Annotated in this window: 22 protein-coding genes and 1 pseudogene; 2 read left to right on the forward strand and 21 right to left on the reverse strand. The window is 32.6% G+C overall.

Annotation, left to right across the window (positions count from 1 at the left end; all coding sequences use genetic code 11):
• The first annotated feature begins 2 nt into the window (after positions 1 to 2).
• Complete coding sequence (locus QBE53_15455; protein ID WZL81177.1) at positions 3 to 1,574, forward strand: response regulator; 1,572 nt, start codon at positions 3 to 5, stop codon at positions 1,572 to 1,574.
• A gap of 17 nt (positions 1,575 to 1,591) precedes the next feature.
• Here QBE53_15455 and QBE53_15460 read toward each other — a convergent pair whose 3' ends face one another.
• From QBE53_15460 to QBE53_15545, 18 genes are all read right to left on the reverse strand, one after another.
• Entirely contained in the window at positions 1,592 to 2,062 is a 471-nt protein-coding gene (locus QBE53_15460) for a heme-binding protein (protein ID WZL81178.1), read from the reverse strand.
• A 120-nt stretch (positions 2,063 to 2,182) separates the two neighbouring features.
• Complete coding sequence (locus QBE53_15465) at positions 2,183 to 3,124, reverse strand: AEC family transporter (GenBank protein ID WZL81179.1); 942 nt, start codon at positions 3,122 to 3,124, stop codon at positions 2,183 to 2,185.
• Positions 3,125 to 3,137: 13 nt separating this feature from the next.
• Positions 3,138 to 4,469 carry an MATE family efflux transporter gene (locus QBE53_15470; protein WZL81180.1) on the reverse strand — a complete coding sequence of 444 codons (1,332 nt, stop codon included), beginning with the start codon at positions 4,467 to 4,469 and terminating at the stop codon, positions 3,138 to 3,140.
• A 9-nt stretch (positions 4,470 to 4,478) separates the two neighbouring features.
• Entirely contained in the window at positions 4,479 to 5,228 is a 750-nt protein-coding gene (locus tag QBE53_15475) for an SDR family NAD(P)-dependent oxidoreductase (GenBank protein WZL81181.1), read from the reverse strand.
• A 16-nt stretch (positions 5,229 to 5,244) separates the two neighbouring features.
• A complete protein-coding gene (locus tag QBE53_15480) occupies positions 5,245 to 5,574 on the reverse strand; it encodes a cupin domain-containing protein (GenBank protein WZL81182.1) in 330 nt (109 codons plus the stop codon).
• A complete protein-coding gene (locus QBE53_15485) occupies positions 5,567 to 7,435 on the reverse strand; it encodes a heparinase II/III family protein (protein WZL81183.1) in 1,869 nt (622 codons plus the stop codon). The genes QBE53_15480 and QBE53_15485 overlap by 8 nt, the downstream gene beginning before the upstream one ends.
• Positions 7,435 to 7,917 (reverse strand): hypothetical protein, encoded by a 483-nt coding sequence (locus QBE53_15490; GenBank protein WZL81184.1) that lies wholly within the window; start codon positions 7,915 to 7,917, stop codon positions 7,435 to 7,437. Before QBE53_15490 ends, QBE53_15485 begins: the two co-directional genes overlap by 1 nt.
• A 3-nt stretch (positions 7,918 to 7,920) precedes the next feature.
• On the reverse strand, positions 7,921 to 8,322 hold the full coding sequence (locus QBE53_15495; protein WZL81185.1) for a hypothetical protein: 402 nt from the start codon (positions 8,320 to 8,322) through the stop codon (positions 7,921 to 7,923).
• Positions 8,309 to 9,421: a sn-glycerol-3-phosphate ABC transporter ATP-binding protein UgpC gene (ugpC, locus tag QBE53_15500; GenBank protein ID WZL81186.1), complete on the reverse strand. Its 1,113-nt coding sequence runs from the start codon at positions 9,419 to 9,421 to the stop codon at positions 8,309 to 8,311. Before ugpC ends, QBE53_15495 begins: the two co-directional genes overlap by 14 nt.
• 9 nt (positions 9,422 to 9,430) lie before the next feature.
• The gene (locus QBE53_15505) at positions 9,431 to 9,841 is read right to left on the reverse strand and encodes a hypothetical protein (GenBank protein ID WZL81187.1); all 411 of its coding nucleotides are present in this window, start codon (positions 9,839 to 9,841) and stop codon (positions 9,431 to 9,433) included.
• Positions 9,834 to 10,334 (reverse strand): hypothetical protein, encoded by a 501-nt coding sequence (locus tag QBE53_15510; protein ID WZL81188.1) that lies wholly within the window; start codon positions 10,332 to 10,334, stop codon positions 9,834 to 9,836. The genes QBE53_15505 and QBE53_15510 overlap by 8 nt, the downstream gene beginning before the upstream one ends.
• 142 nt (positions 10,335 to 10,476) lie before the next feature.
• Positions 10,477 to 12,477, reverse strand: a complete 2,001-nt coding sequence (locus QBE53_15515; protein WZL81189.1) for a hypothetical protein — start codon at positions 12,475 to 12,477, stop codon at positions 10,477 to 10,479.
• A gap of 45 nt (positions 12,478 to 12,522) precedes the next feature.
• On the reverse strand, positions 12,523 to 13,386 hold the full coding sequence (locus tag QBE53_15520; GenBank protein WZL81190.1) for a carbohydrate ABC transporter permease: 864 nt from the start codon (positions 13,384 to 13,386) through the stop codon (positions 12,523 to 12,525).
• A gap of 8 nt (positions 13,387 to 13,394) precedes the next feature.
• Positions 13,395 to 14,357, reverse strand: a complete 963-nt coding sequence (locus tag QBE53_15525) for an ABC transporter permease subunit (protein WZL81191.1) — start codon at positions 14,355 to 14,357, stop codon at positions 13,395 to 13,397.
• The gene (locus tag QBE53_15530; GenBank protein WZL81192.1) at positions 14,354 to 14,911 is read right to left on the reverse strand and encodes a hypothetical protein; all 558 of its coding nucleotides are present in this window, start codon (positions 14,909 to 14,911) and stop codon (positions 14,354 to 14,356) included. Before QBE53_15530 ends, QBE53_15525 begins: the two co-directional genes overlap by 4 nt.
• A 3-nt stretch (positions 14,912 to 14,914) precedes the next feature.
• Complete coding sequence (locus tag QBE53_15535; GenBank protein WZL81193.1) at positions 14,915 to 16,858, reverse strand: DUF4962 domain-containing protein; 1,944 nt, start codon at positions 16,856 to 16,858, stop codon at positions 14,915 to 14,917.
• Between the two features lie 208 nt (positions 16,859 to 17,066).
• Positions 17,067 to 17,825 (reverse strand): IclR family transcriptional regulator, encoded by a 759-nt coding sequence (locus QBE53_15540; protein WZL81194.1) that lies wholly within the window; start codon positions 17,823 to 17,825, stop codon positions 17,067 to 17,069.
• Between the two features lie 627 nt (positions 17,826 to 18,452).
• Positions 18,453 to 18,710, reverse strand: a complete 258-nt coding sequence (locus QBE53_15545; protein ID WZL81195.1) for a hypothetical protein — start codon at positions 18,708 to 18,710, stop codon at positions 18,453 to 18,455.
• Between the two features lie 58 nt (positions 18,711 to 18,768).
• Between QBE53_15545 and QBE53_15550 the strand changes: the two are divergent.
• Positions 18,769 to 18,879 (forward strand): annotated as a pseudogene (locus QBE53_15550) (helix-turn-helix domain-containing protein).
• A 269-nt stretch (positions 18,880 to 19,148) separates the two neighbouring features.
• Here the strand turns inward: QBE53_15550 and QBE53_15555 are convergent.
• The 3 genes from QBE53_15555 to istA all read right to left on the reverse strand — a co-directional run bounded on the left by QBE53_15555 (position 19,149) and on the right by istA (position 20,863).
• The gene (locus tag QBE53_15555) at positions 19,149 to 19,301 is read right to left on the reverse strand and encodes a hypothetical protein (protein ID WZL81196.1); all 153 of its coding nucleotides are present in this window, start codon (positions 19,299 to 19,301) and stop codon (positions 19,149 to 19,151) included.
• Positions 19,298 to 19,681: a hypothetical protein gene (locus tag QBE53_15560; GenBank protein ID WZL81197.1), complete on the reverse strand. Its 384-nt coding sequence runs from the start codon at positions 19,679 to 19,681 to the stop codon at positions 19,298 to 19,300. The genes QBE53_15555 and QBE53_15560 overlap by 4 nt, the downstream gene beginning before the upstream one ends.
• Before the next feature lie 69 nt (positions 19,682 to 19,750).
• Positions 19,751 to 20,863, reverse strand: a complete 1,113-nt coding sequence (gene istA / locus QBE53_15565; protein ID WZL81198.1) for an IS21 family transposase — start codon at positions 20,861 to 20,863, stop codon at positions 19,751 to 19,753.
• Positions 20,864 to 20,897 lie beyond the last annotated feature (34 nt).

The following is a 20,897-nucleotide window of genomic DNA, read 5'->3' on the forward strand; positions in this document are numbered from 1 at the left end:
AAATGTATCGAATTTTAATCGTAGATGATGAAGCTATTATACGTCAAGGATTAATTGGATATATTGATTGGAAAAGTCTCAATTGCCTTATAGCTGCTGATTTTGAAAATGGTTTACAGGCAATTGAATATCTAAAATCCGAATGCGTTGATATTATTATATCCGATATTAAAATGCCTGGAGCTGATGGTATCACTTTAGCTAAATACGTCCATGAAGAGTGTCCAGATACAAAAGTAATCCTTTATACTGGTTATTCTGATTTTAAATATGCCAAATCTGCCATTAAATATGATGTATCTGACTTCATTGTCAAACCTTCTACAATGGATAATATTGTTAATGTCATTCAAGAAAACATTAAGAAAATCGAAAAACAAATCCACAAAAATAATCAACTCTCTCATTTAGAAAGTCAACTTCAACGTATTCATCATAAAGAAAAGTTGAATGTCATCCGTGACTTTGTAGAGGGTATTAAAATGGATCAGACAACCATTGAAAAGACGTTGAAACAATACAACATCAATGTCAATCAATTTTGTCTTCTGCTATTTAAAATCAATAGTGAGAAGCCATTTAACGATACACAAACTCTTCATTTCATTAATCTATCATTAAAAGACTTAGACCAATATACTTTCATACTCAACCGAACAACCTATGGGACCCTTATTTGTCTAGATAATATGTCTCCAAAACTTTATGAAAATAAGCTTATTGAAAAATGTGAAGAGATAAATGCTTTTGTGACAGAATATATTAATGGGTCAATTTATATAGGTATTAGCCAAAAACATAACGATATGTCACAGGCTCCAATAGCATTCATGGAAGCCCAACAGTGTCTAGATAGTTCTTTCTATGAACAAAACCCTATTACTCTTTATTCTCATTATAATGGACCTAAAGATAATCCGACATTTGCTGAACGTAGTCTTGAAAAAATTTCAACATATCTTAATAAAAACGATGAAATTGAAGCACAGAAAGCTATTTCTTCAATGTTTAGAACAATGAGTGACAACAAAGAACCTATCGATTATACTAAATCAATGGGTATCGCCATATATACTATCTTAATGAATGTTATACATCGACAGAGTCTGCAAAGTTCTGATATTTTCGGCACGAAAGACCCCTATCATGAAATTCTTTCTGCCGAAAGCCTTGACGCTTTGATTGATACTCTATGCCACATGGTGCATTCCATTCTTTCCTATATGTCAGAGGGAAATAACAACTACATTATCAAACAAGTTAACGAATTCATTCAAAATAATTATTATAAAAACATTAAACTTACTGATATTGCCTCATACATTCCCATTAACAGTTCCTATTTAAGCCGGCTTTATAAAGAAAAAACAAATCAGACGATCACTTCAGCCATTAGAGCGATACGAATTGATAAGGCAAAGGAATTGCTGCAAAATAGCAAACTAAAAACATATGAAATCGCTGAGAAAACAGGATTTGATGATTCAGCCTACTTTTCATACGTTTTTAAACATGAAACCGGTTTTTCTCCAAGTCAATTTAGGAGTCACCATATAAAAAAGGAACTGCAATAAGTACAGTTCCTTTTTCCTTATCTTTTTTCTTTAAATGCTTTTAGTGAATCAACAATGAGTTTATGATCCTCTGTATCGATGAGTCCTGTCACACAAATACTTCCCATTACACCCATACCTTCAATACGTATTGGATAACCACCACCACAATCAATATAGTCTCTAGTATTTAAAAGTCTGCTGGATATTGTCGCATTCTTTTGTTTTAGCCAATACTGAAAACGTAAAGAAGACATATTCATAAGGTTAACAGAATTTCTCTTTCTAGCTAACCACAATGCTCCATCTTCAATTGTTTCATCCATGAAGTATCTAAATATTACCACTTTATTCATTTCAATTTCGATAATAATAGGTTTTTCATATTCTTCTACCTTTTCAAGAATGATCAGTGCAAGTTCAAACGCATCACTTCTTGAAAATTTTTTTAACTGTAGGCTCATTTCTTCTTCTAACAGTCTGTTATAATTGTCTGTGATTTCATTCATAAACTTTACCCTTTCTTTTGTTTAAATAATTATATCATTTTTGCATTAAATAAACTTTAGATTATATTTACTTTATTTATATTTCACTAGTCATAATTATTATAGTTAAAGAACGGTCCTTCAAATGATATTTAATATTGATAATCCAAAAACAAAGGTTATTAAAGATAAAATAGTACTAAGTATAACAATATTAGCCGCAAGTTTTTTGTCACCACCTAGAGCACTTGCCATTATAAAACTACTAATTGCCGTTGGCGAACCAAATAAAACAAATAAAATAGTCGTATCAATGCGGTTAAAACCCAGAACAATTCCACTAAACACAACTAAAGCAGGATATAATAACAATTTAAGAACAACTGCTTTTGCACTATCTTTGATTGTATCCATTTCATTAAAGTTCATATAAGCGCCAATACCTATAAGACCTAATGGTGTAGAAATCGCTGCTAAACTTGACAACGTTTGCTCAGACACTTCTGAGATATCTATTTGAAAAAAAGCAAATAAAAAGCCTAAAAAAATACCAATTATTAATGGATTGGTTACAAATTTACTAAACATTTTTCCTATGTGCTGGACTAATGAATTCGATTGGTCCTTTGTCAGTGCAGAAATAGCCAATATGTTATATAAAGGAATAATAACGACAAAAAGCAACGCCATTCTTTCAATGATTTGATCTCCAAAAAGATTATATAGGATGGCATTTCCCATAATCATATAATTACTCCGAAAACATCCCTGTATAAAGGTTCCTCTACTTTCAAAATTCTTAATAAATTTTTTTGATAAACCTTGAGATATAAAATAAATAATGACTGTGGCAACTGCTGAAAATACGGCAAATTTTAGAGAATTAGCACTTAATAGAATACTTATATCTGCCTTACTTACTTTTAAAAACAACATACTTGGTAAGCAAAGATTAAAAACAATTTTCATTGCTATATGTATAAACTCTTCATTAATCCATTTTTTATAACGTAAAATTGCTCCTACACTTATTATTATAAAAACTGGCAAAACAACAGAAATAGCTGTTATTACTTGTTCCATAACATCCTCTTTTCTAATGCAATTTTTTTTGCTCTCTTTTTCTCATTATCATTGCCATAAAAGCAGTTAATATATTACTAAATAACATTGCATACCAGATACTATATTCTCCGATTTGCATAAAGAAGTTCATAAAAAGAATAACTAAAGGCACACGAAAGGCATATAATCGTATTAAACTGATAAACAAATTATATTTTGTCTTACCTATCCCTTGGTAAAAACCAATAACGATTTGAAAAAAGCCCCATGGTATAATAGAAAAAGAATATGTTGACATCGCATTCATAATATGCTCAAATACTATCGGATCATTTTCAGAAAACTGAGTTGCTATGTTTGTCCTAAAAATCCAAATTACTGTCATTGTGAGAATCGAAAGAGCTATAGCTATTAAGTATCCAACCTTAACAGTTTTGTCTATACGCTTATAATTTTTTGCTCCAAGATTTTGACTAATGATTGTTGCTGTTGCTGTTCCGATTCCGGTAACACTAGCAAAGGCCAATGAATTAATTCTATTGGTTACTCCATAAGCAACAAGAACAGCTTCCCCGTAAAATAGTACTTTTTGATTAATAATTAAAAACCCATATGAAGTCGCACTTTTTTCTAGAACGGATGGAATACCAATTCTTATGATCTCATAAACAGCTTTTTTGTTAATAATCTTTTTATTGACTAGCATAATACGTTCTTTTCGATTAAAATAAAGATTGTATATTCCCGCAGCGGCAATACTCAAATTTGCAATCAAAGTAGCTAAAGCTAAACTAATAATACCCGTTGATAAGTGTGACACAAAAATATATGTTAAAAAAACTTTAATAATAATTGAACTTATAAACAAAACAGATGGTTTAAATGTGTCACCTTGGGCTCTTCTGATACCTAAGTATGCTGCAGAAACGAATTGGAAAGGGGCAGCTAAAACTGTATATTTAAAATATAAATCACTTTTTAGCAATAAGTTTTCTGTAACGCCTAATCGAATCAAAATATCTTTTGAGAATAAAGAGCAAAATCCAGCAACCAATATACCCAATATTATTGATATAATTATCAAATTATTCGAATATTCAATTACTTTCTCTTTATCGCCTTTTCCTATTTCTCTGGCAATCAGGCTAGCACCTGCAATTGATAAACCAACGCCAATGGACGTAATAATTTGATTTGCAGGCCCTACAAAAGTAACTGCCGCTGTTTCATTAACCCCTATTGTTGTGACAAAATATGTATCAATAAGTTGATATAATGCATTAAAGAAGTTCATTAATATAATAGGACCTGCTAAAAAGATAATACTTTTTAGCAGGCTCCCTTTTAAGATATTATTTTCCATTTTTCCACCTTATAGGAAATCTTGACCTCCATTTATTTGAATGACTTCTCCAGTCAAAAATGAAGCTTTTTCACTAACTAAAAATTCAATAACTGATGCAACTTCTTCCGGTTGTCCAAAACGTTTCATGAGTATATTATTTTTCCATGAATTAAACAATTCCATATTTGTTTCTTTAGTTGCTTGATGAAATGGTGTATCAATAGTGCCCGGTGATACGGCATTTACACGAATATTATATTCCGCCAAATCTTTGGCTAAAGCACGTGTCAATGTAAGTACTGCCGCTTTTGACGTCCCATAAACTCCGGCACCTGGTCCTCCTGAATTCCATGCAGCAATTGATGTAAAGTTTACAATAGAGGCATTATTTCCCTTTTTTAACATTGGAATTGCTGAACGCGTAATAAAAAACACACTATCTAAATTTAATGCCATTACACTTCGATAAAACTCTGTAGTCATATCTTCAAATCTTGATCGACCACCCAACCCACCTGCATTATTAATCAGTATATCTAAACTTTCATTTTCTTTCTTGATGTCCTCAAACCCTTTTAAAACAGCCTTTTCATCTGTCACATCAAAAATGTGTAGCTCAACAGAAATATTTTCTTTTTCTAGTTCTTGAACTGCTTGTTTTCCTTGCTCTTGGTCAATACCATTCAATATGATATGATACCCTAGCTTTCCCAACGCTTTAGCTGTTGATAAGCCAATACCACCGGTTCCACCTGTAATTAATGCATTTTTTTTCATGTTTCTTCCTCCTATTTTATAAAAAATCTTTTCGACTTGGTGTGAAAATATCGAGTAATTGACCTGCTTCTAGACATACAGCCCCATGCATGATATCTGGTTCTTTATATGTCATATCTCCTGCTGTCACAATCATTTTCTCTCCATTAATATCAAATTCAAACTTTCCTGAAATGATATATGTCATTTGCTCGTGCGGGTGCTTATGCATCGCACCAATAGCCCCTTTTTCAAACGTCACTTCAACAGTCATCAAATTTTCATCATAGGCTAAAACTCGACGTTTGATACCATTACCTAAATCTTCGCTTTCACATGTTTCGTGTTTAAAATAGTGCTTAATCATATTTTTTCTCCTCTCTATAGATCCATGTAACATAAAATACTGCGTTTTTCATTTTTTTTCGAATCAAAAGACTTCTTCTTAATTTATTAACTGGATTATCCGGTGTCCATGCTAGATAGATTTCACAATCCTCTGTATTGAAAACACTTTGTAGTTGAAGATCTTTAATCTGCCAATCTAGAACAAATTCTTTGCTTTCTTCATCTAATTTCATTACATTTTCATAATATTGATAGCCATTGTCTGCATATCCTAAGTCACTAGATATCCACTTGTATTTATTTAAACTTTCTTCTGTGATATTTCCTTCATTATGAAATACATAATCATAGGTTCTAACTTCATTCGAATTACATTCAAATTGATCTATCAACGTTGTTTCTGAGATTTTAATCGACCTTTTAAAGTCAACATCTTTATATACTTTAGTCGCCTGTGTTACACAAGATTCTTGAGTATAGTCTATTAGTCTACCCGGTTCAACCGAAGTATGGTCTGTACCATCCACAATAACCGTCGAATGCGAGGGTGTTTTTCGATGCCATTCATTGCAAATTACAGCACCATATCCCGCATTAGATAAATCTCTTGTTATTAGTTTATTTGCTGTACTTACCTCAATGGACATCTTATCCGGATGAGCATGGGATGGACCATGGTGGCCGTATTTTAGAAAAACATTCCATGTTTTATTTTTTAATATAATAAAATTCGACGCCGCAAAATTTGTTGTTTCATCATTTTTCTTTATAGAACCTTGCATTTCAAATTTTGGAATAAATATAAAACGTTCTAGTGAAATTTCATTATTATAATAATAGGGCTTTGACAATGGCAACTCTACACGTTCTGAATCATTATTTAAGATTGCACGTAATATTTGAGCAGTTTCACTATTATCGCCAAAAATTTGTACTCCCATACTATAAATATATGAATAAGTTTTTAGATTAATGTTGGGCCATCCATCATTTGGATTTGGTAAGATATGGTTGCTAAAGGCGTACTTATAGGCTGCTTTTAACATTTTCTCCAAAACTGCCACCTCATCAAAAGTGTACTTATACCTTTGAGCAAATATTCCCAAATACATAAACCCTTCTAATGTAAAAAAATTATAGTGAATAGAACCTTCATACCAAAATCCGTCTTCTGTTACACCCTCTAAGAGTTGACGTCGATTATTATAAGGTCCTTCAAATGCAAATTGAATTAGATCTTGCCTTGATGAAAATAATCCAATGACCCCAATAGCATTATTCATCCAACATGAGATATTATGAATTTTTACGACTTGACTTTTTAATAATTCAAAAATTTGTGATGCAAATGTATTTTTAATATATTCTATAAATTCTTTCGGCAAATCTTTTTTGACTAATTCAAGAGCCATAAAAATTCGAATAAAAAAAATACTTTCGTTTAGATTTTGTGGCATAATCCGTCCACAGCCCCACTGCATTTCTTCGTAAGTATTAAAATAGAGGCCTTCTTTATTGTGCAGTGGGAACTCTTCAAATTTATATATATAAAATTGACTAATGTCTAATATTATTTTCAACAAATTTTTTTCTCTTGTTCTTTTATAAAGCGCTGCCGCTTTTAATACTGTTACTGCAGCATTATTTCTATATATGTATCTCCAGACTTCTTTATATAGTTTTGATTCATAAGTTGTTTGACACAAGGGACATTTATGCTCGTTCTCATTCTCTGGATTAAAAATAAGAGCTGTCCCATCTTTTTCACAAAAATAATGATGTCCCCAGGCTGATTGATGCTTTGGATCATCCGAAAATTTTTGAGCAAATATTTTAACCTCATTTTCCATTTCTATTGCCATTTGTTCGATCTTCGACATTATTGTACTCCTTTTATTCTACAGTTAATCCTTTCAATAATACGCTCAATCCAAGTATACACAAGTGTATAAAACACACCAAATAAAATAGGTTCACCCGGTAAAAAAATCTGGTCATTTGACAATTCAAACAAATAAATAGCAAGTTGATTTATACTTGAATAAATACTAGAAACAACCAGAATAATGAAAATACTTTTTAATAAAAACAAAAGATTACTCACGACTCTCTGAAGCAGTTCTTTTTCTCGATGTTGCTTATAACGAATATATTCTTTAGGTGATTTTAAAATATGACGAATAATAGTCTTTGTGATATACAGTTCAAAGATTCCTATTGCAATACCAAGAAAGAAAATATAGTCTATTAGTGAGGTTTGACCGCCTAAGTTGGTTCCCCAGCCGACAAAGAAATAAACTGCTCCTGCTGTCCAAAATCGAATGAGCCACTCTACTTTAGTTTCATCAAAAAATTTTTTCATTCTTTATTCACCTCTAACCTCTTTGATTAACATATAAACCCAACCAAGAATATAAGTTCCAATCCCACTTCCTACTATAATAAGAGAAAGCTGAATCTGATCTATGGTTACCAATTCATTATTAATATAATCATTGTACATTAAATACATGTAATATATACCTGTTGCACATGCAATGAAAATAGATCCTGTCGTTTGAAATAAAAACTTGCTACTTTCATTATTTTTAGACAACAAGTTAAATGTAATCAAAAGCCCAAAAATAATGAATAGGAATAAAAAGAATCCTACCTCTAATACAAAAACTTTTGTAATCGCTGAAATATGAATTTGAGACAGTGCTAACTGGATTATTGTCATTGATACGACTATATATTTTGCAATCTTATATTTAGTGCTTTCCACTTTGTCCACCTCCACGAATACGTTCTGTTGTCTCAAGATCAAAAAAATGAACATGATCTAATGAAAAACAAATATTAAATTCTGTATCTCGCTTAATATCTCGTGTTGATTTTAGGCAAGCAATTGTATCAACATTATTCCAATCAAAGTGAACCCACATATCTGCACCTAATAGTTCAATTATTCCTGCTTTAATAGTTACTGTTACTTTGTTATCCATTTCTTGGTTCACATCTCTGCTAATATCTTCTGGACGAAGTCCTAATAATATTTCTTTTTCGTCATACTGCTTTAGTTCATTAATTTGTTTTTCGGATAAATCAAATGTTAGTGATTCTGAAACAAATTGATTCTTTGATATTTTACCTTCTATGAAGTTCATTGATGGACTACCTATAAATCCAGCCACATATATATTGTTTGGATAAGAATAGACTTCCGATGGCGTTCCAACCTGTTGAATAATACCATCTTTCATAATAACCATTCTATCAGCCATTGTCATTGCCTCTACCTGATCATGAGTAACATAAATAAAGGTTGTTTTTAAGGTCTTATGAAGTTTTACTAATTCATTCCTTGTCTCGTGTCGTAATTTAGCATCCAAATTTGATAAGGGTTCATCCAAAAGAAACACTTGTGCATCGCGCACAATCGAACGGCCCAATGCAACTCTTTGGCGTTGTCCGCCTGATAAATTTCCCGGTTTTCTGTTTAACAAGCTATGTAAGCCTACTATATCTGATGCTTCAATAACTTTATCATGCATAACATCACTATCTTGATGACGAATAATAAAGCTGAATCCCATGTTTTCATATACTGTCATATGCCCATACAAAGCATAATTTTGAAAAACCATAGCTATGTCTCGATCAGAAGGGGCTAAATGATTTACCTTTTTATCACCTATATATAATTCTCCACTCGTTATACTTTCTAGCCCTGAAATCATACGTAACAAGGTAGACTTCCCACATCCTGATGGACCAACTAACACAATAAATTCTCCATCTTTAATTTCTAAATTAAAATCTTTTACAGCATGAACTTTTTTATCATAAATTTTATTGATATTTATACAGTTTAATCCTGCCATACTTGCCTCCTAGTTACTTTCTATATCCATCGTTTTACCTGCTTTAATTTTGGCTCTGTTTAGTGTTACTATACTTGCAGTAATCATTAATACTCCAGAAATGATTAACAAAAGTTTTAGAATAAGTGCCAATCCAAAAAAGCCTTCTAATGGCAGTATTATCACTCTAAAAAATTGAATGAAACCAAACACTATTGCTATTTTTGCCCAATGCACATTATAAATTTTCACTCTTATAGCAAGTAGAAAACCTAACAAAGTATATATAATATTAAATATAATTACTGCGCCAATAATATAATTTAATGGTATTGCCTTTAATAAGGATATAATAACCATGGTATTAAGTGTTAAAGCAATCAACACAAAATTATATGCTTTTTTATTTTCTTGATAATTATATTTGCTTTCATTATGCATTTTTTGTACTCCTTCTCGTAATAATCACAGTCAAAAATAATATCGCTTCTAATAAAATACAAATTGACATGATAGCAATTCCCAAGTAAAAAATCTCTGGTCGTGCAGTATAATCTGCTATTTGAGTAAAATCAAATTTTTTATAAACATCTGCATAATATACAAATGCTTGAAATATCGTTACAAAGTTATATCCTGTATATAGAAGTAATCCTAAAACAACAAAAGGTCCAAAGAAGCTTTTTGAATGTTTATTTAAGTCAAATGCTAGTAACAAAATAGATATAATTAAAATAATCAGACTTGTTCTAAAAATGAATTGATTAACTAATTGTAAACGTTTATAGAAATCAAACATTTCTGTTGTTCCTTCATAAAACAACTTATAAAAATTCGTCATAAATCCAAGAGCATAAATGAATTGGATAACTGCTGTTGTTATAAGGCCATATACTACGATTCCCTGTTTGTTTTTTATTTTCTTCTTGGCCATAAATTCCTCCTGATTATTGCTGCTCTTTACAGCAACTTTTATTTAGTGAACCTTATGATTATGATAAAAGCTAAAGCTTTTATCATAATCATAGAAATCAGCTCACCTATAACTGTGTTGAATCATTAAATTTATTGGTTTATTATTGAAGCATACGTTCATACGCATTTCTGTATACATCTATGTAGACATCTACACCACTTGACTCAAACATTGCTTTTAAGTCTTCAGGTGATTCAAGCGCATTGCTTGAGTCTGTAATAAATAGGAATATTTGATCTGTTTGTTCTTCATTTATTGAAACAGTTGCTAACTTAGCTGTATCTTGTTCTGTCAAAGAAAATACCGTAGGAACTAGTTTAAACAGTGGTTCATTTGCATCATAAGATGTCATTCTTACTTCTGCATCGTTATATAATGCCCAAGCATCCCATCCACGATTTACTGTATATTGATATTCAAAACCAATTTCTTTTTGATATCCAATCGGTATTTGTGACCCCATGAAATCTCTTAAGAATCCAGAGACATCACTATTTTTAAGTTCTGCCGCTGTATCTAATAACCAATCGTTAAATTTCGGATACTCAACACCATCTGGTCCCATAAATGTTTCTCCATCAACAAGATTTTGAGGAATACCGTAATTTTGGGCTTGATGTCCTTCTTCAGTAAATAATAAATTAAACATTTTTAATGCCGAATTAATTTCTTCTTCTGATGCAGCTGTTGAAATTCCCCAGCCATCTGGTTTAATAACGCGTGTATTTTCCATGTAATGAATATATTCATCAGTTCCAATTTGTGTTAAAGGTGGCAACATACCAACAACATCTGCATTAGCAGCAGTTGTGGAGGCAATCCAATCATAAGTCATAAAGCCAAATTGACGTTGTCCTTCATTTTCATCTGATGAGTATAAAGCTTTTCTAAAATCGTCTTTTGAACTTATTTCTGCGAACTCACTATGAATCAAACCTTCTTTATATATATCCTGGAGATATCCTACAATTTCTAAAAAGCTATCTTCTGAATATGAATAGGTCAATTCATTGTCTTCATTTAAATAAAATCGAGCTGCATATGAATCTGAGCCATGAACACGTTGTCCACCAAAATATGTTGCCAATCTTAGGACATCTTCTCTATACTCTGCTTTTCTTACAAAAAACGGTGAAATCTCAGCATCCGCAACTATAGAGCCTGTCTCTAGTTTTGATAAAGTATTCGGTGACAACTCAACAACTCTCCAAAGAGCAATTAGTTCATCAATATCATATTGCGCTGTTGCATTCAAATACAAATCCGAAGGTTTTTCTAAATCAGGATATGTTTCACTAATATATGTCAACAACGTTTCTAGTGCTACGTCACGTGTTAATGTTCCATTGCTTGCTTCATTTTGAAGTTTAATAACATTACTTTCGTGTCTGTCTTCAAATCCTTCATACTCTGTATTAATCGTTGCTGTTTCTGCTTCTAAGGTAATATTAGAATCTAACAATGCTGTTACCCAGCTTTCACGTCCTGCAAATACCCGAGCATAATTACCAATTTCTGCAACATATGGCAAATAATATACGCCTCCATCATATGCTGTTATCGAATCAAGTACATCTTGGTTATCTTCAAAAAAGACTTTAACTGCTGGCATATCATCCATTCGTGTTGTCAAATCAAGAAAATATCCTTGAGGGCCATATGAAACAAAATCTTCTGCTATTGAATTCCCACCATAAATTGTGGCATCTGAAAAACTAATTGCTGCGGCTAAATCCATCATTTCTGTGGCTTTTTGGTCTTGTATTGCCATATCCTCGATTGAAAAACCTAATAGTTTTTCATAATATTGCCATGTTGGTTTCAAGTCTCCCTGAGCAACTGATGTACCATCTGGTAATATTAATGGTGTTGCTTGATTATAGGTAATTGTACGTTGATTATTCCCCATTGAAATATTGATTTCAAGGTTATTGGCGTATTCTAATTCTCTTGCTACACCACCTTCTGAAGAATCATTCGTTGATGTTTCTTCATTTTCTTGTTCTTGTTCCACCGGATCTTGTGTCAAATCAGTACTGTTACAACCAATTAAGCTTCCCATCATTAACATAATTAAAAATATTGCTACATACTTTTTCATTTCTTTTCCTCCTTTTATTTTGTGCACTATGTGCCAACAAACTAACTAACCTTTAACTCCACCAAGATTTACCCCTTTAGCAAAATATTTTTGAATATGAGGATAAATAAGAAGTACGGGTATGATTGATGAAACAATAATAGCATAGACATACGAATCAGCAGCGTATGGTAAATCAAGTGGCATATCATCAAACATAGATTGATAGTTTTCTACAAGTATTCGCATATACACCTGCAAAGGTAATTCCATTGGATTGGTTAATAATAATCTTGACCAAAAATATCCGTTCCAACGACTTGTTGCGTAGAAGAGTGTAACTGTCGCCATAGCCGCTCTTGACATCGGTATAAAAATCTGACCTAAAAGTTGAAATTCATTTACACCATCAACGCGAGCAGCTTCTTCAATTTCTTTAGGTACCCCTTCAAAGTAATTTCTCAATAAAATAATATTATATGCTTGTATTCCAAAAGCCACGACAATTCCCCATCGGTTCGCTACTCCCATGTTTACATAGTTTAAGTATGTCGGAATCATTCCTGCATTAAACCACATAGTAAATACAACCAAAAAATTAAATTGTCGTCTGAATAATAATCGTCGTTTTGCTAAAGCATATGCACCGAGAGTTGAGATAAAAACGCTCCATGCTGTACCAAACATGGTATAAAACAAAGTGTTAATATATGAAATCCAAAATCCTTTATCTTCATATAATAATTTGTAAACCTGAAAGTTTATATTTTTTGGTAATAACACAATTTGACCTGATTCATAAGCTACTTTGCCACTAATGGAAGCAGAGAAAGCATATACAACAGGATATAATGCCATTATTCCAAATGCCCCAATTAATACGTATGAAATCACTTTAAAAATTGCTTCACTTCTATTTAATCTATCCATAGTTCCTCCTACCACAATGAAGTTTCTGAGACTTGTCTACTTATAAAGTTTGCTCCCATAACGAGTGCAAATCCTATAAGTGCATTAAACATTCCTGCTGAAGCTCCCAGAGCTTGGTTACCACCTTGTAGTCCGATTCTGAAAACAAAACTGCTTAAGACATCTGCTGTTTCATATGTATTCGCATTATATAGTAAGATAATACGTTCATATCCAACGGTTAACATTTGTCCTATACGCATAATAATCATAATAATCAATGTTGGAGCCATTCCCGGAAAAGTAACAAATCTAATTTCTTGTAGCTTGTTACCTCCATCTACTTTTATGGCTTCATATAGAGTAGGCGATACACTCATAATTGCAGCGAAATAAACTATTGAACTATATCCTGCTTCTTTCCATATTCCAGTAATTATATACAGGGGTCTAAAAAATGATGCTTCTTGTACTAATTTTGTTCCTTCAGGAATGATATTTAAATTCATCAAGGCCGTTGCTATAACCCCTGTATTTACTTCTCCATTATATAAGAGTGTTAAAACTAAACTTGTAATCGTAACTTCTGAAAGGAAATGAGGTAAGTAAGTTAATGTCTGAATAACTTTACGATAGCCGTTATGTGTTAGTTCACTAAAAAATAATGCTAGTATTATGGGTATTGGGAATCCATAAATCAACCCGTATAGACTTATTAGGAATGTATTTCTAAAGGCTCTCCAAAACTGATCTGCAAATGCACCATTAATCAGCGAAACAAAGTTAGAGAAACCCACAAACTCACTTCCACCTATTCCTAAGTTTGGTTGATAATTTTTAAAGGCAATGAGCAACCCTCCCATGGGCTTGTAGGCCCATAAAGCAAACCAAATAATTAATGGGAGAAGCAACGCATAAAGCTGCCAATCCGAGAGTATGATTCGACCATACCTTACCAGTTTACTCTCTTTAATAACTGATTTCATATTCATTTCTTCGTCTCCTTGTCTTCATTAAAATATATTGTCATATCTACCAATAATTCTTTTTGGTGTCTAATCATCAGCAAAACAATATAACTCATCAGTAAAGTAAATAATTGTCGATTAAAATAAAGCAAAAATATATCTCCAAAAGAATATCCCTTCATCATTGCAAGAAGGCTATAAGACAACGTAATAATGGCAAAAGTACTTATAATGTATAATAGGAACATCCATGTTGTTGATATAATTTCATAAACTGTTTTTTTATAGAATATAATTGGAATAATTCCAGCTGACGCATAACTAATAAGTTGAATAGATATTATTAAAAAGTCAATTTTTTTGGTGACAATAATTGAAGCTAATACAATTCCAAGGCTAACACTAGCACCTATCACACCCCAACGAATCATGGTTATTACTATAATCATGGTTGAAAAACTCAAATAAAAACCGGCCCCTGGCAACTTTAAATGTAAGTATTGACCTAAAAGCTCCGCTACAAATGCTAAAAACATCATAAAAGCTATATCAAAGCGCTTATACTCTTTTAATGACATGTTTTATTCCACCTTTTTTATTTTATTGTCAACAATCGTATATTTTTCGACTTTTTTCGAGGTTTGAATAATAACTTCTCGGGCGCTATTTTGAGAAAACCTAACTTCGACAGGACATTTTATTCCAGCTGAATAAGGTTTTACAACTGTTAAAAATTCCATTTGTTCATTTCTTTGACAATTTTTAGTTGTTAATCCTTTCATTTGATTTTCTCGATAATTATCTGGCTCTTGTGTAGTCATTACGGCACGCACTGTATTTAAATGATGTCCGACACTAATCTCTCCACTTGCCTGCTGCCATAGGCACATAGCCGTCAACCCATTTTTATATTGAACTTTTACTTTAGTTTTATTACTATCTAATTCAACTTCTTCCGGATATACTTCTGTGTACATCTGCCAGGTATATTCATGTTTATTATCACTCTTTACTTTGTCATAAAAAATTATACACCCAGAATCAGTTGTTAATACTTGCCGTTCAACCTGCTTCATTTTTAATTCTTTTTTATATGTCTTTGCTGTTTCACCAATTGCAAACAGTTGGTTATTTGTGAAATCTACATGCTTCATTTCACCAACCATATCTTGCGAATAATTTTTATAAACATTATTTACGCCTTCATCTTCAAACCCTTGACCATCAACAAGGATCATATTATGATCTGACGCTTTCACATTACGATTATATCCATCATCAATAGCCTGAAACTTCCCTCCATAATGTAAGATAAAGCTATTATTATCAGGATGCTGGTGAGACAATCCAAAACAGTTATACCCTTTTGTTTTTTTCAATTCCCAAAGTTTCTGCCATTGACTTTTACCTCCGGGAGCTCCGCATTTAAAAGAAAGATGAAGCGCTTCTCTATCCCACGAATCTCTAAATATGACCAATCCCAAGTCTTCAAAAAATTTTATTTTAGGTAAATCGTCAAACGACTTTTCACTTATATCAGGATCATAAAAAAGAAATTCAAAAAAACATTCAGGAAGAATTCCCGGTTTTACATTTGATTCAAATGCCTCTTTATATAGATGCTTGTCAACAACAAAATTTCCCATGTATTGAGCATATCCATTATTATATTCTGCCGCTGTCTTATAGTAAATAGCCGTTGAATGTCCACTGTATTTATCATGACAATCACCAAAATTAATTTGTTCTTCTAAATTGGGAGCACTTTGATATAATCGATAGTCAAAGGTATTTTTTAAAAAGTCAGTTTTTTTAAAATAATCAATTCCTTCTCGTTCTTTAATCAAATGCGCATATACAAAGAGCCACATAGCCCCATATCGCCAATAAACAACTCCTTCATAATCACTACCATCTTGAGGCATATAATTATAAACCAATTCAAAATTTTCTTTTGCACATTCAACCCAGTTTTGAGCTTCATTTTTATATTCTTTTTCTTTTATCAGAGCATATCCAGCGACAGCTAATCCAGTAAGATTAATCCAATTATGGTTTTGCCAATAATTTGTTGACCATCCATTTCCTTGAGTTTTGATTTTAAAATCATACATACGACGACTTTGAAGCAAAATTTTATTTTCAATCTTCTCTTTTTCTTCTTTTGGAATCACATCTTTAAGCCAATCATATCCTATCCCTAATCCAAACAAGATCCATGCAGCAGATAAATCAACATCAACAAGGTGCGCATGCCCCCAATGTGGATAATTAACCACAGTATTAATAAAACGTCTTGCATCTTCTAAATATTGTTTTTGCTTTGTTAATACATAGGCTAAAGATAAATTAGCTATAGCTATTCCCATATATGTCGAGCTTCCTTCTGGATGCTTCTCATCTAATTTCATAGTATGATAACGTGCACATTGTTCATCTAAGCGTTTAAAAATTTTTTTTCGTTTTGTATAAATACTCGATCTTAATTCATCAATATTTTGTTGAATAAATATATATTCTTTCATTTTTCACCTCTTGTTCGTATATGCGAATCTCTTACGTTAATATAATGTTAACATAGCTCTAGTTTTTTGTCTAGTATTTATTCACATTTTGTACAAAAAATTCTTTATTTTCCTAAAATCAAAGTGCACTTAATACAAAAAATAGGCAAAAAAAAAGAAAGGTATGTATTTACGTATTGATTACGAGATTTATCGTATGCATGTACCATTAATATACATGCATACGATATCCCATTTTTTCAGATATTAAATTCGCCTTTTCTTTAACTAAATTGGCTTCATATTCAATATTAATATGATCTGTATATAAACCACTAATACTTAATGCCGCAATCACTTTACCTTCGTTATCAAAAATCGGTGCTCCAATACACAACAAATGCTCGTTTTGTTCTCGATTATCAATTGCATATCCCAACTGCCTGACTTTTTCTATCTCTTCGGCTAATAATTGAGGATCTGTTATTGTATATGGCGTTTTTGAAACCAAATCACTCGTTAGTGTTTTATTATATAATGCATCATCATAAGCAATGATACATTTCCCCAACGATGTACTATGAAGATTGGTTCGACTACCTATTGAACAGGTAGCAACCAAAGGATTTTCCGGCTCATACTTATATATATAGGTAATGCCTTCATTAACTTCTTTGCCAATAAACACTGTTTTATTGACTTGGTTACCCAATGCTTCTACAATTGGTTTTGCCTTGTCAATTAAGGTCATATTGCTTATGAATGCATTTCCAATAAAATAAGCCTTTACTCCTATTCCATATAGCTTACTTCTATGATCGACTATCTCAATCATTTCTTTCTTCAATAAAGCTTTAACAATATCACTTGTACTTGTTATCGGAAAATCTAATTCTAAAGCAATTTCTGAAAGCGACATACCTTGAGCATTTTTTGCAATTAGCTCCAAAATACTAATTGTTCGAAGCGTCGATTTATTAATAGCCATTTTTTCACCTCTGTCGTTTTTAACTATTATACATAATAAAGGTAAAAAAGTACAGCATTTTTGCATATACGTTAAGATTTCGTTTATACATTTTACTTAATACGCTATTTAATTCAGAATTTGTCAAGATTGTTGTTGTTTTTACCAAAAATCATTTAATTATTTTTAACTATTTCTCTGTTTCGTTTGTCTCTGACTTTAACTAGTGCCGTCTTTTTCAATAGGTCAATCTTTGATATTTCCGGACCTTGGTTCTGGATATTTTTGTTTAGCAACTTCATAGACGGCTAATCTTCCGGGAAATATTTAATCTTCTAAGTCAGTAATTATAATGCTGTGTTGTTGTAATATATCCGATGTTGCTGTGTCAATGTTCATAATTATAATATTAAACAAATTCAAACACTTGTTTACAAATGTTTTAAATCCATGTAATACGAGTGGATTGCTTCTCACAGAATAGCCTTATGATGGCACCGTTTTCTTCACAAAAACACTTGCATTTTCAGAAGATTCTTCCGGCCAGATTTCCCATCCTACAATCTTTCGGCTATATAAATCTATGATAAAATAAAGATAGAAACAAAAGTCTTTAACAACACCCGGAATCCAGGTGATATCCCACATTCATACTTGTTTGGGGCCGGTTGCTTTGTGCATTGATGCTTTTCTTCGTTCCGGTGACTTTGTCCTACCGCGATGGTGAATCATATCAACGTCTCTTAAAACACGGTACATCGTTGATTCGAAAGCAATATAATGTTCTTCTTCATCGTGTAACTTTGGAACGATTTGATGTGGTGATAAAACTTTATAATTTGTGTTTGATACTATAAAAGTGAGCCATATAGCATTACAATGACCATGAATTTTTGAGCCAATCATAAATTTTCCTGTATGATAATAGTAAATATTATCGTATAGGAGTGTGAAAGGCGTGAAAATAGATTTGGCAGAATATAATCAAATAAGAGAACTTTATCTTCATCATGGCATGTCGCAACGAGCGATTGCCAAACAGCTACATATCTCACGTAATACAGTAGCTAAATACTGTAGGGAACGTAAAGATTATTCACCACGCTCTGCTCCTGTAATCACAGATGAAGTCAGAGCATTTATTCTTCGTTGTTTTGCTGAAGACTCTTCACATGGATTTAAGAAGCAAAGGCACACCGCTAAACGAATTCATGAACGTTTAGTTGAATGATTATTTCGTGCTAAAAGCAACATAGATACGCTCGAAGAGCATCACCTGTACTCACTTAGAGCATCATTAGTACCCAGTTAGAGCAACGTTTGTTGTTTTGATGCGCACTGCCTTTAGCAATACGCATATGTGTTTGTTGTTTTTCCAGCTGCTGTTGCCCAAAGAATTTTCTCATATTCTTTTGACTGAGCATCGACGGCATCAATGAAGTCTTCTAGGTTTAATTCTCTTAGTTTTCTACGAGCTTCATCATCTAGTATTGTCATTGTTGATCACCTCCACGTCGGTAGTATTCCGCACCTCGAACATAACCTTGTTGTTTGTTCAGATGGACTTTACCTTCTTTAAAGTGCTCTTTCTTTTCAAGATATACTTTATCCTGATTGGAAGAGAGAATAGCCTTTAAGTTTCGATATCGTGATGATCGTAATTTCTCTAATGCTATTTCACAAGCAACATCTAGGCGATCATTGGTGTAATCTTTACTTAATCGTAGAACAGACAGACATGAGTTGTATGCTTGCTCTTTTACTCGGACACTACCGAAGATTCTTTCAATAACATCCAATGTATTTGGACCAATGGAACTAGCCCAGTTTTTGATTCTAGTATCATCCCATTCAGTATGATGGAACTGATCAGGCATATGTTCATCTTTAGTAGCCCATTGATATTTCTTATAGTCAGGAATTCGCTTATGACTGGCAATTCGTTCCTACTTATAATAAATCTCGATGATGGACTCGCTAGCTTTTATATCAACTTTCTTGCCAACATAACTGTAAGGTGCTGAGTAACGATTTGTTTTGAAAGCAACATGGCAATCGAGATTGACTTTATGATTATAAATCCATTCAGAAACTTCATAAGGTGTCATTGGTAATTCACGTAATCGAAGTCTTTCAGCTTCATTGAATACCGATTTTCGACTTCCTTCACGTTTTTGAAAGGGAGCACTATTGAACTCATCAAGTTTATTTGCTAGAGCCACCTTTGACTCATCTATATTGTAAAAGGTTTTGTTTCGTAATTTGGCAATAATAGCTGTAGCGATTTTACCGACCGTTCCTTCTACAGATGCCTTCTGCTTCGGTTTTCGAATGCCTGCCGGCATAATGGCAGTGTAATAATGATTACCAAAAGCTTCGTATTGTTCATTGAGTATAATCTCGCCTTCACGAGGGTGACTTACAACTCCAGTACGTAGGTTATCACAAGTAATGCGAACTGTAGAACCACCAAAGAATTCATACATGTTTACGTTACATTTGATCCATGTATTCTGCTTCATATCGAGACAAGGCTCAACATAGGAATACTGACTATATGGTAGTGTTACAACAAAAAGATATAAAGTAATAAGTTCACCCGTGGTAGCATCAACAATCTTCATCGTCGGACCACTCCAGTCAACTTCACATACCATACCTGGTTTGTGCCGTAAATGATTGGTTAAACTATTGGCTGTGACGTGATCAGAGTAACCTTCACAGAACTTTGTATACCCAAAAGATAATTCACCATCAGCAACACAAGTATCCTTGTATTCATTCCACAAGAGCTTTAAAGTGACGCCGGTTTTCTTGAGTTCGCTATTAATGTAACTGTAATCAGGCTGTTTGCACAAAGTGTCTGTTACAAACTTGTTAGGGAAGAAAAGTTGATAGACTTCTTCATCTGATTTGTCTTTGATGTCCTTCTCAGTAGCGATTTTACAAACATCGCAGACGGAGTGTGAAGAGATTTTTCTGCTTCTGTAGATTTCGCGTTGAGACATGTTAGCTGCACGTAGTTCCAAGATAAGTTTTACTTTGATTTTCTTGGCCATAGAGTTGGCCTCCTTTCGATAGAATGTCGAGATT

This window comes from Vallitaleaceae bacterium 9-2 (assembly GCA_038396585.1).
Classification (GTDB): domain Bacteria; phylum Bacillota; class Clostridia; order Lachnospirales; family Vallitaleaceae; genus UBA1351.

Excerpts from the sequence above, each read along its gene's own strand:
- QBE53_15455 (WZL81177.1), top strand. The coding sequence starts at position 3 with ATGTATCGAATTTTAATCGTAGATGATGAAGCTATTATACGTCAAGGA.
- QBE53_15460 (WZL81178.1), bottom strand. The coding sequence starts at position 2,062 with ATGAATGAAATCACAGACAATTATAACAGACTGTTAGAAGAAGAAATG.
- QBE53_15465 (WZL81179.1), bottom strand. The coding sequence starts at position 3,124 with ATGGAACAAGTAATAACAGCTATTTCTGTTGTTTTGCCAGTTTTTATA.
- QBE53_15470 (WZL81180.1), bottom strand. The coding sequence starts at position 4,469 with ATGGAAAATAATATCTTAAAAGGGAGCCTGCTAAAAAGTATTATCTTT.
- QBE53_15475 (WZL81181.1), bottom strand. The coding sequence starts at position 5,228 with ATGAAAAAAAATGCATTAATTACAGGTGGAACCGGTGGTATTGGCTTA.
- QBE53_15480 (WZL81182.1), bottom strand. The coding sequence starts at position 5,574 with ATGATTAAGCACTATTTTAAACACGAAACATGTGAAAGCGAAGATTTA.
- QBE53_15485 (WZL81183.1), bottom strand. The coding sequence starts at position 7,435 with ATGTCGAAGATCGAACAAATGGCAATAGAAATGGAAAATGAGGTTAAA.
- QBE53_15490 (WZL81184.1), bottom strand. The coding sequence starts at position 7,917 with ATGAAAAAATTTTTTGATGAAACTAAAGTAGAGTGGCTCATTCGATTT.
- ugpC (WZL81186.1), bottom strand. The coding sequence starts at position 9,421 with ATGGCAGGATTAAACTGTATAAATATCAATAAAATTTATGATAAAAAA.
- QBE53_15505 (WZL81187.1), bottom strand. The coding sequence starts at position 9,841 with ATGCATAATGAAAGCAAATATAATTATCAAGAAAATAAAAAAGCATAT.
- QBE53_15510 (WZL81188.1), bottom strand. The coding sequence starts at position 10,334 with ATGGCCAAGAAGAAAATAAAAAACAAACAGGGAATCGTAGTATATGGC.
- QBE53_15515 (WZL81189.1), bottom strand. The coding sequence starts at position 12,477 with ATGAAAAAGTATGTAGCAATATTTTTAATTATGTTAATGATGGGAAGC.
- QBE53_15520 (WZL81190.1), bottom strand. The coding sequence starts at position 13,386 with ATGGATAGATTAAATAGAAGTGAAGCAATTTTTAAAGTGATTTCATAC.
- QBE53_15525 (WZL81191.1), bottom strand. The coding sequence starts at position 14,357 with ATGAATATGAAATCAGTTATTAAAGAGAGTAAACTGGTAAGGTATGGT.
- QBE53_15530 (WZL81192.1), bottom strand. The coding sequence starts at position 14,911 with ATGTCATTAAAAGAGTATAAGCGCTTTGATATAGCTTTTATGATGTTT.
- QBE53_15535 (WZL81193.1), bottom strand. The coding sequence starts at position 16,858 with ATGAAAGAATATATATTTATTCAACAAAATATTGATGAATTAAGATCG.
- QBE53_15540 (WZL81194.1), bottom strand. The coding sequence starts at position 17,825 with ATGGCTATTAATAAATCGACGCTTCGAACAATTAGTATTTTGGAGCTA.
- QBE53_15545 (WZL81195.1), bottom strand. The coding sequence starts at position 18,710 with ATGATTGGCTCAAAAATTCATGGTCATTGTAATGCTATATGGCTCACT.
- QBE53_15555 (WZL81196.1), bottom strand. The coding sequence starts at position 19,301 with ATGACAATACTAGATGATGAAGCTCGTAGAAAACTAAGAGAATTAAAC.
- QBE53_15560 (WZL81197.1), bottom strand. The coding sequence starts at position 19,681 with ATGCCTGATCAGTTCCATCATACTGAATGGGATGATACTAGAATCAAA.
- istA (WZL81198.1), bottom strand. The coding sequence starts at position 20,863 with ATGGCCAAGAAAATCAAAGTAAAACTTATCTTGGAACTACGTGCAGCT.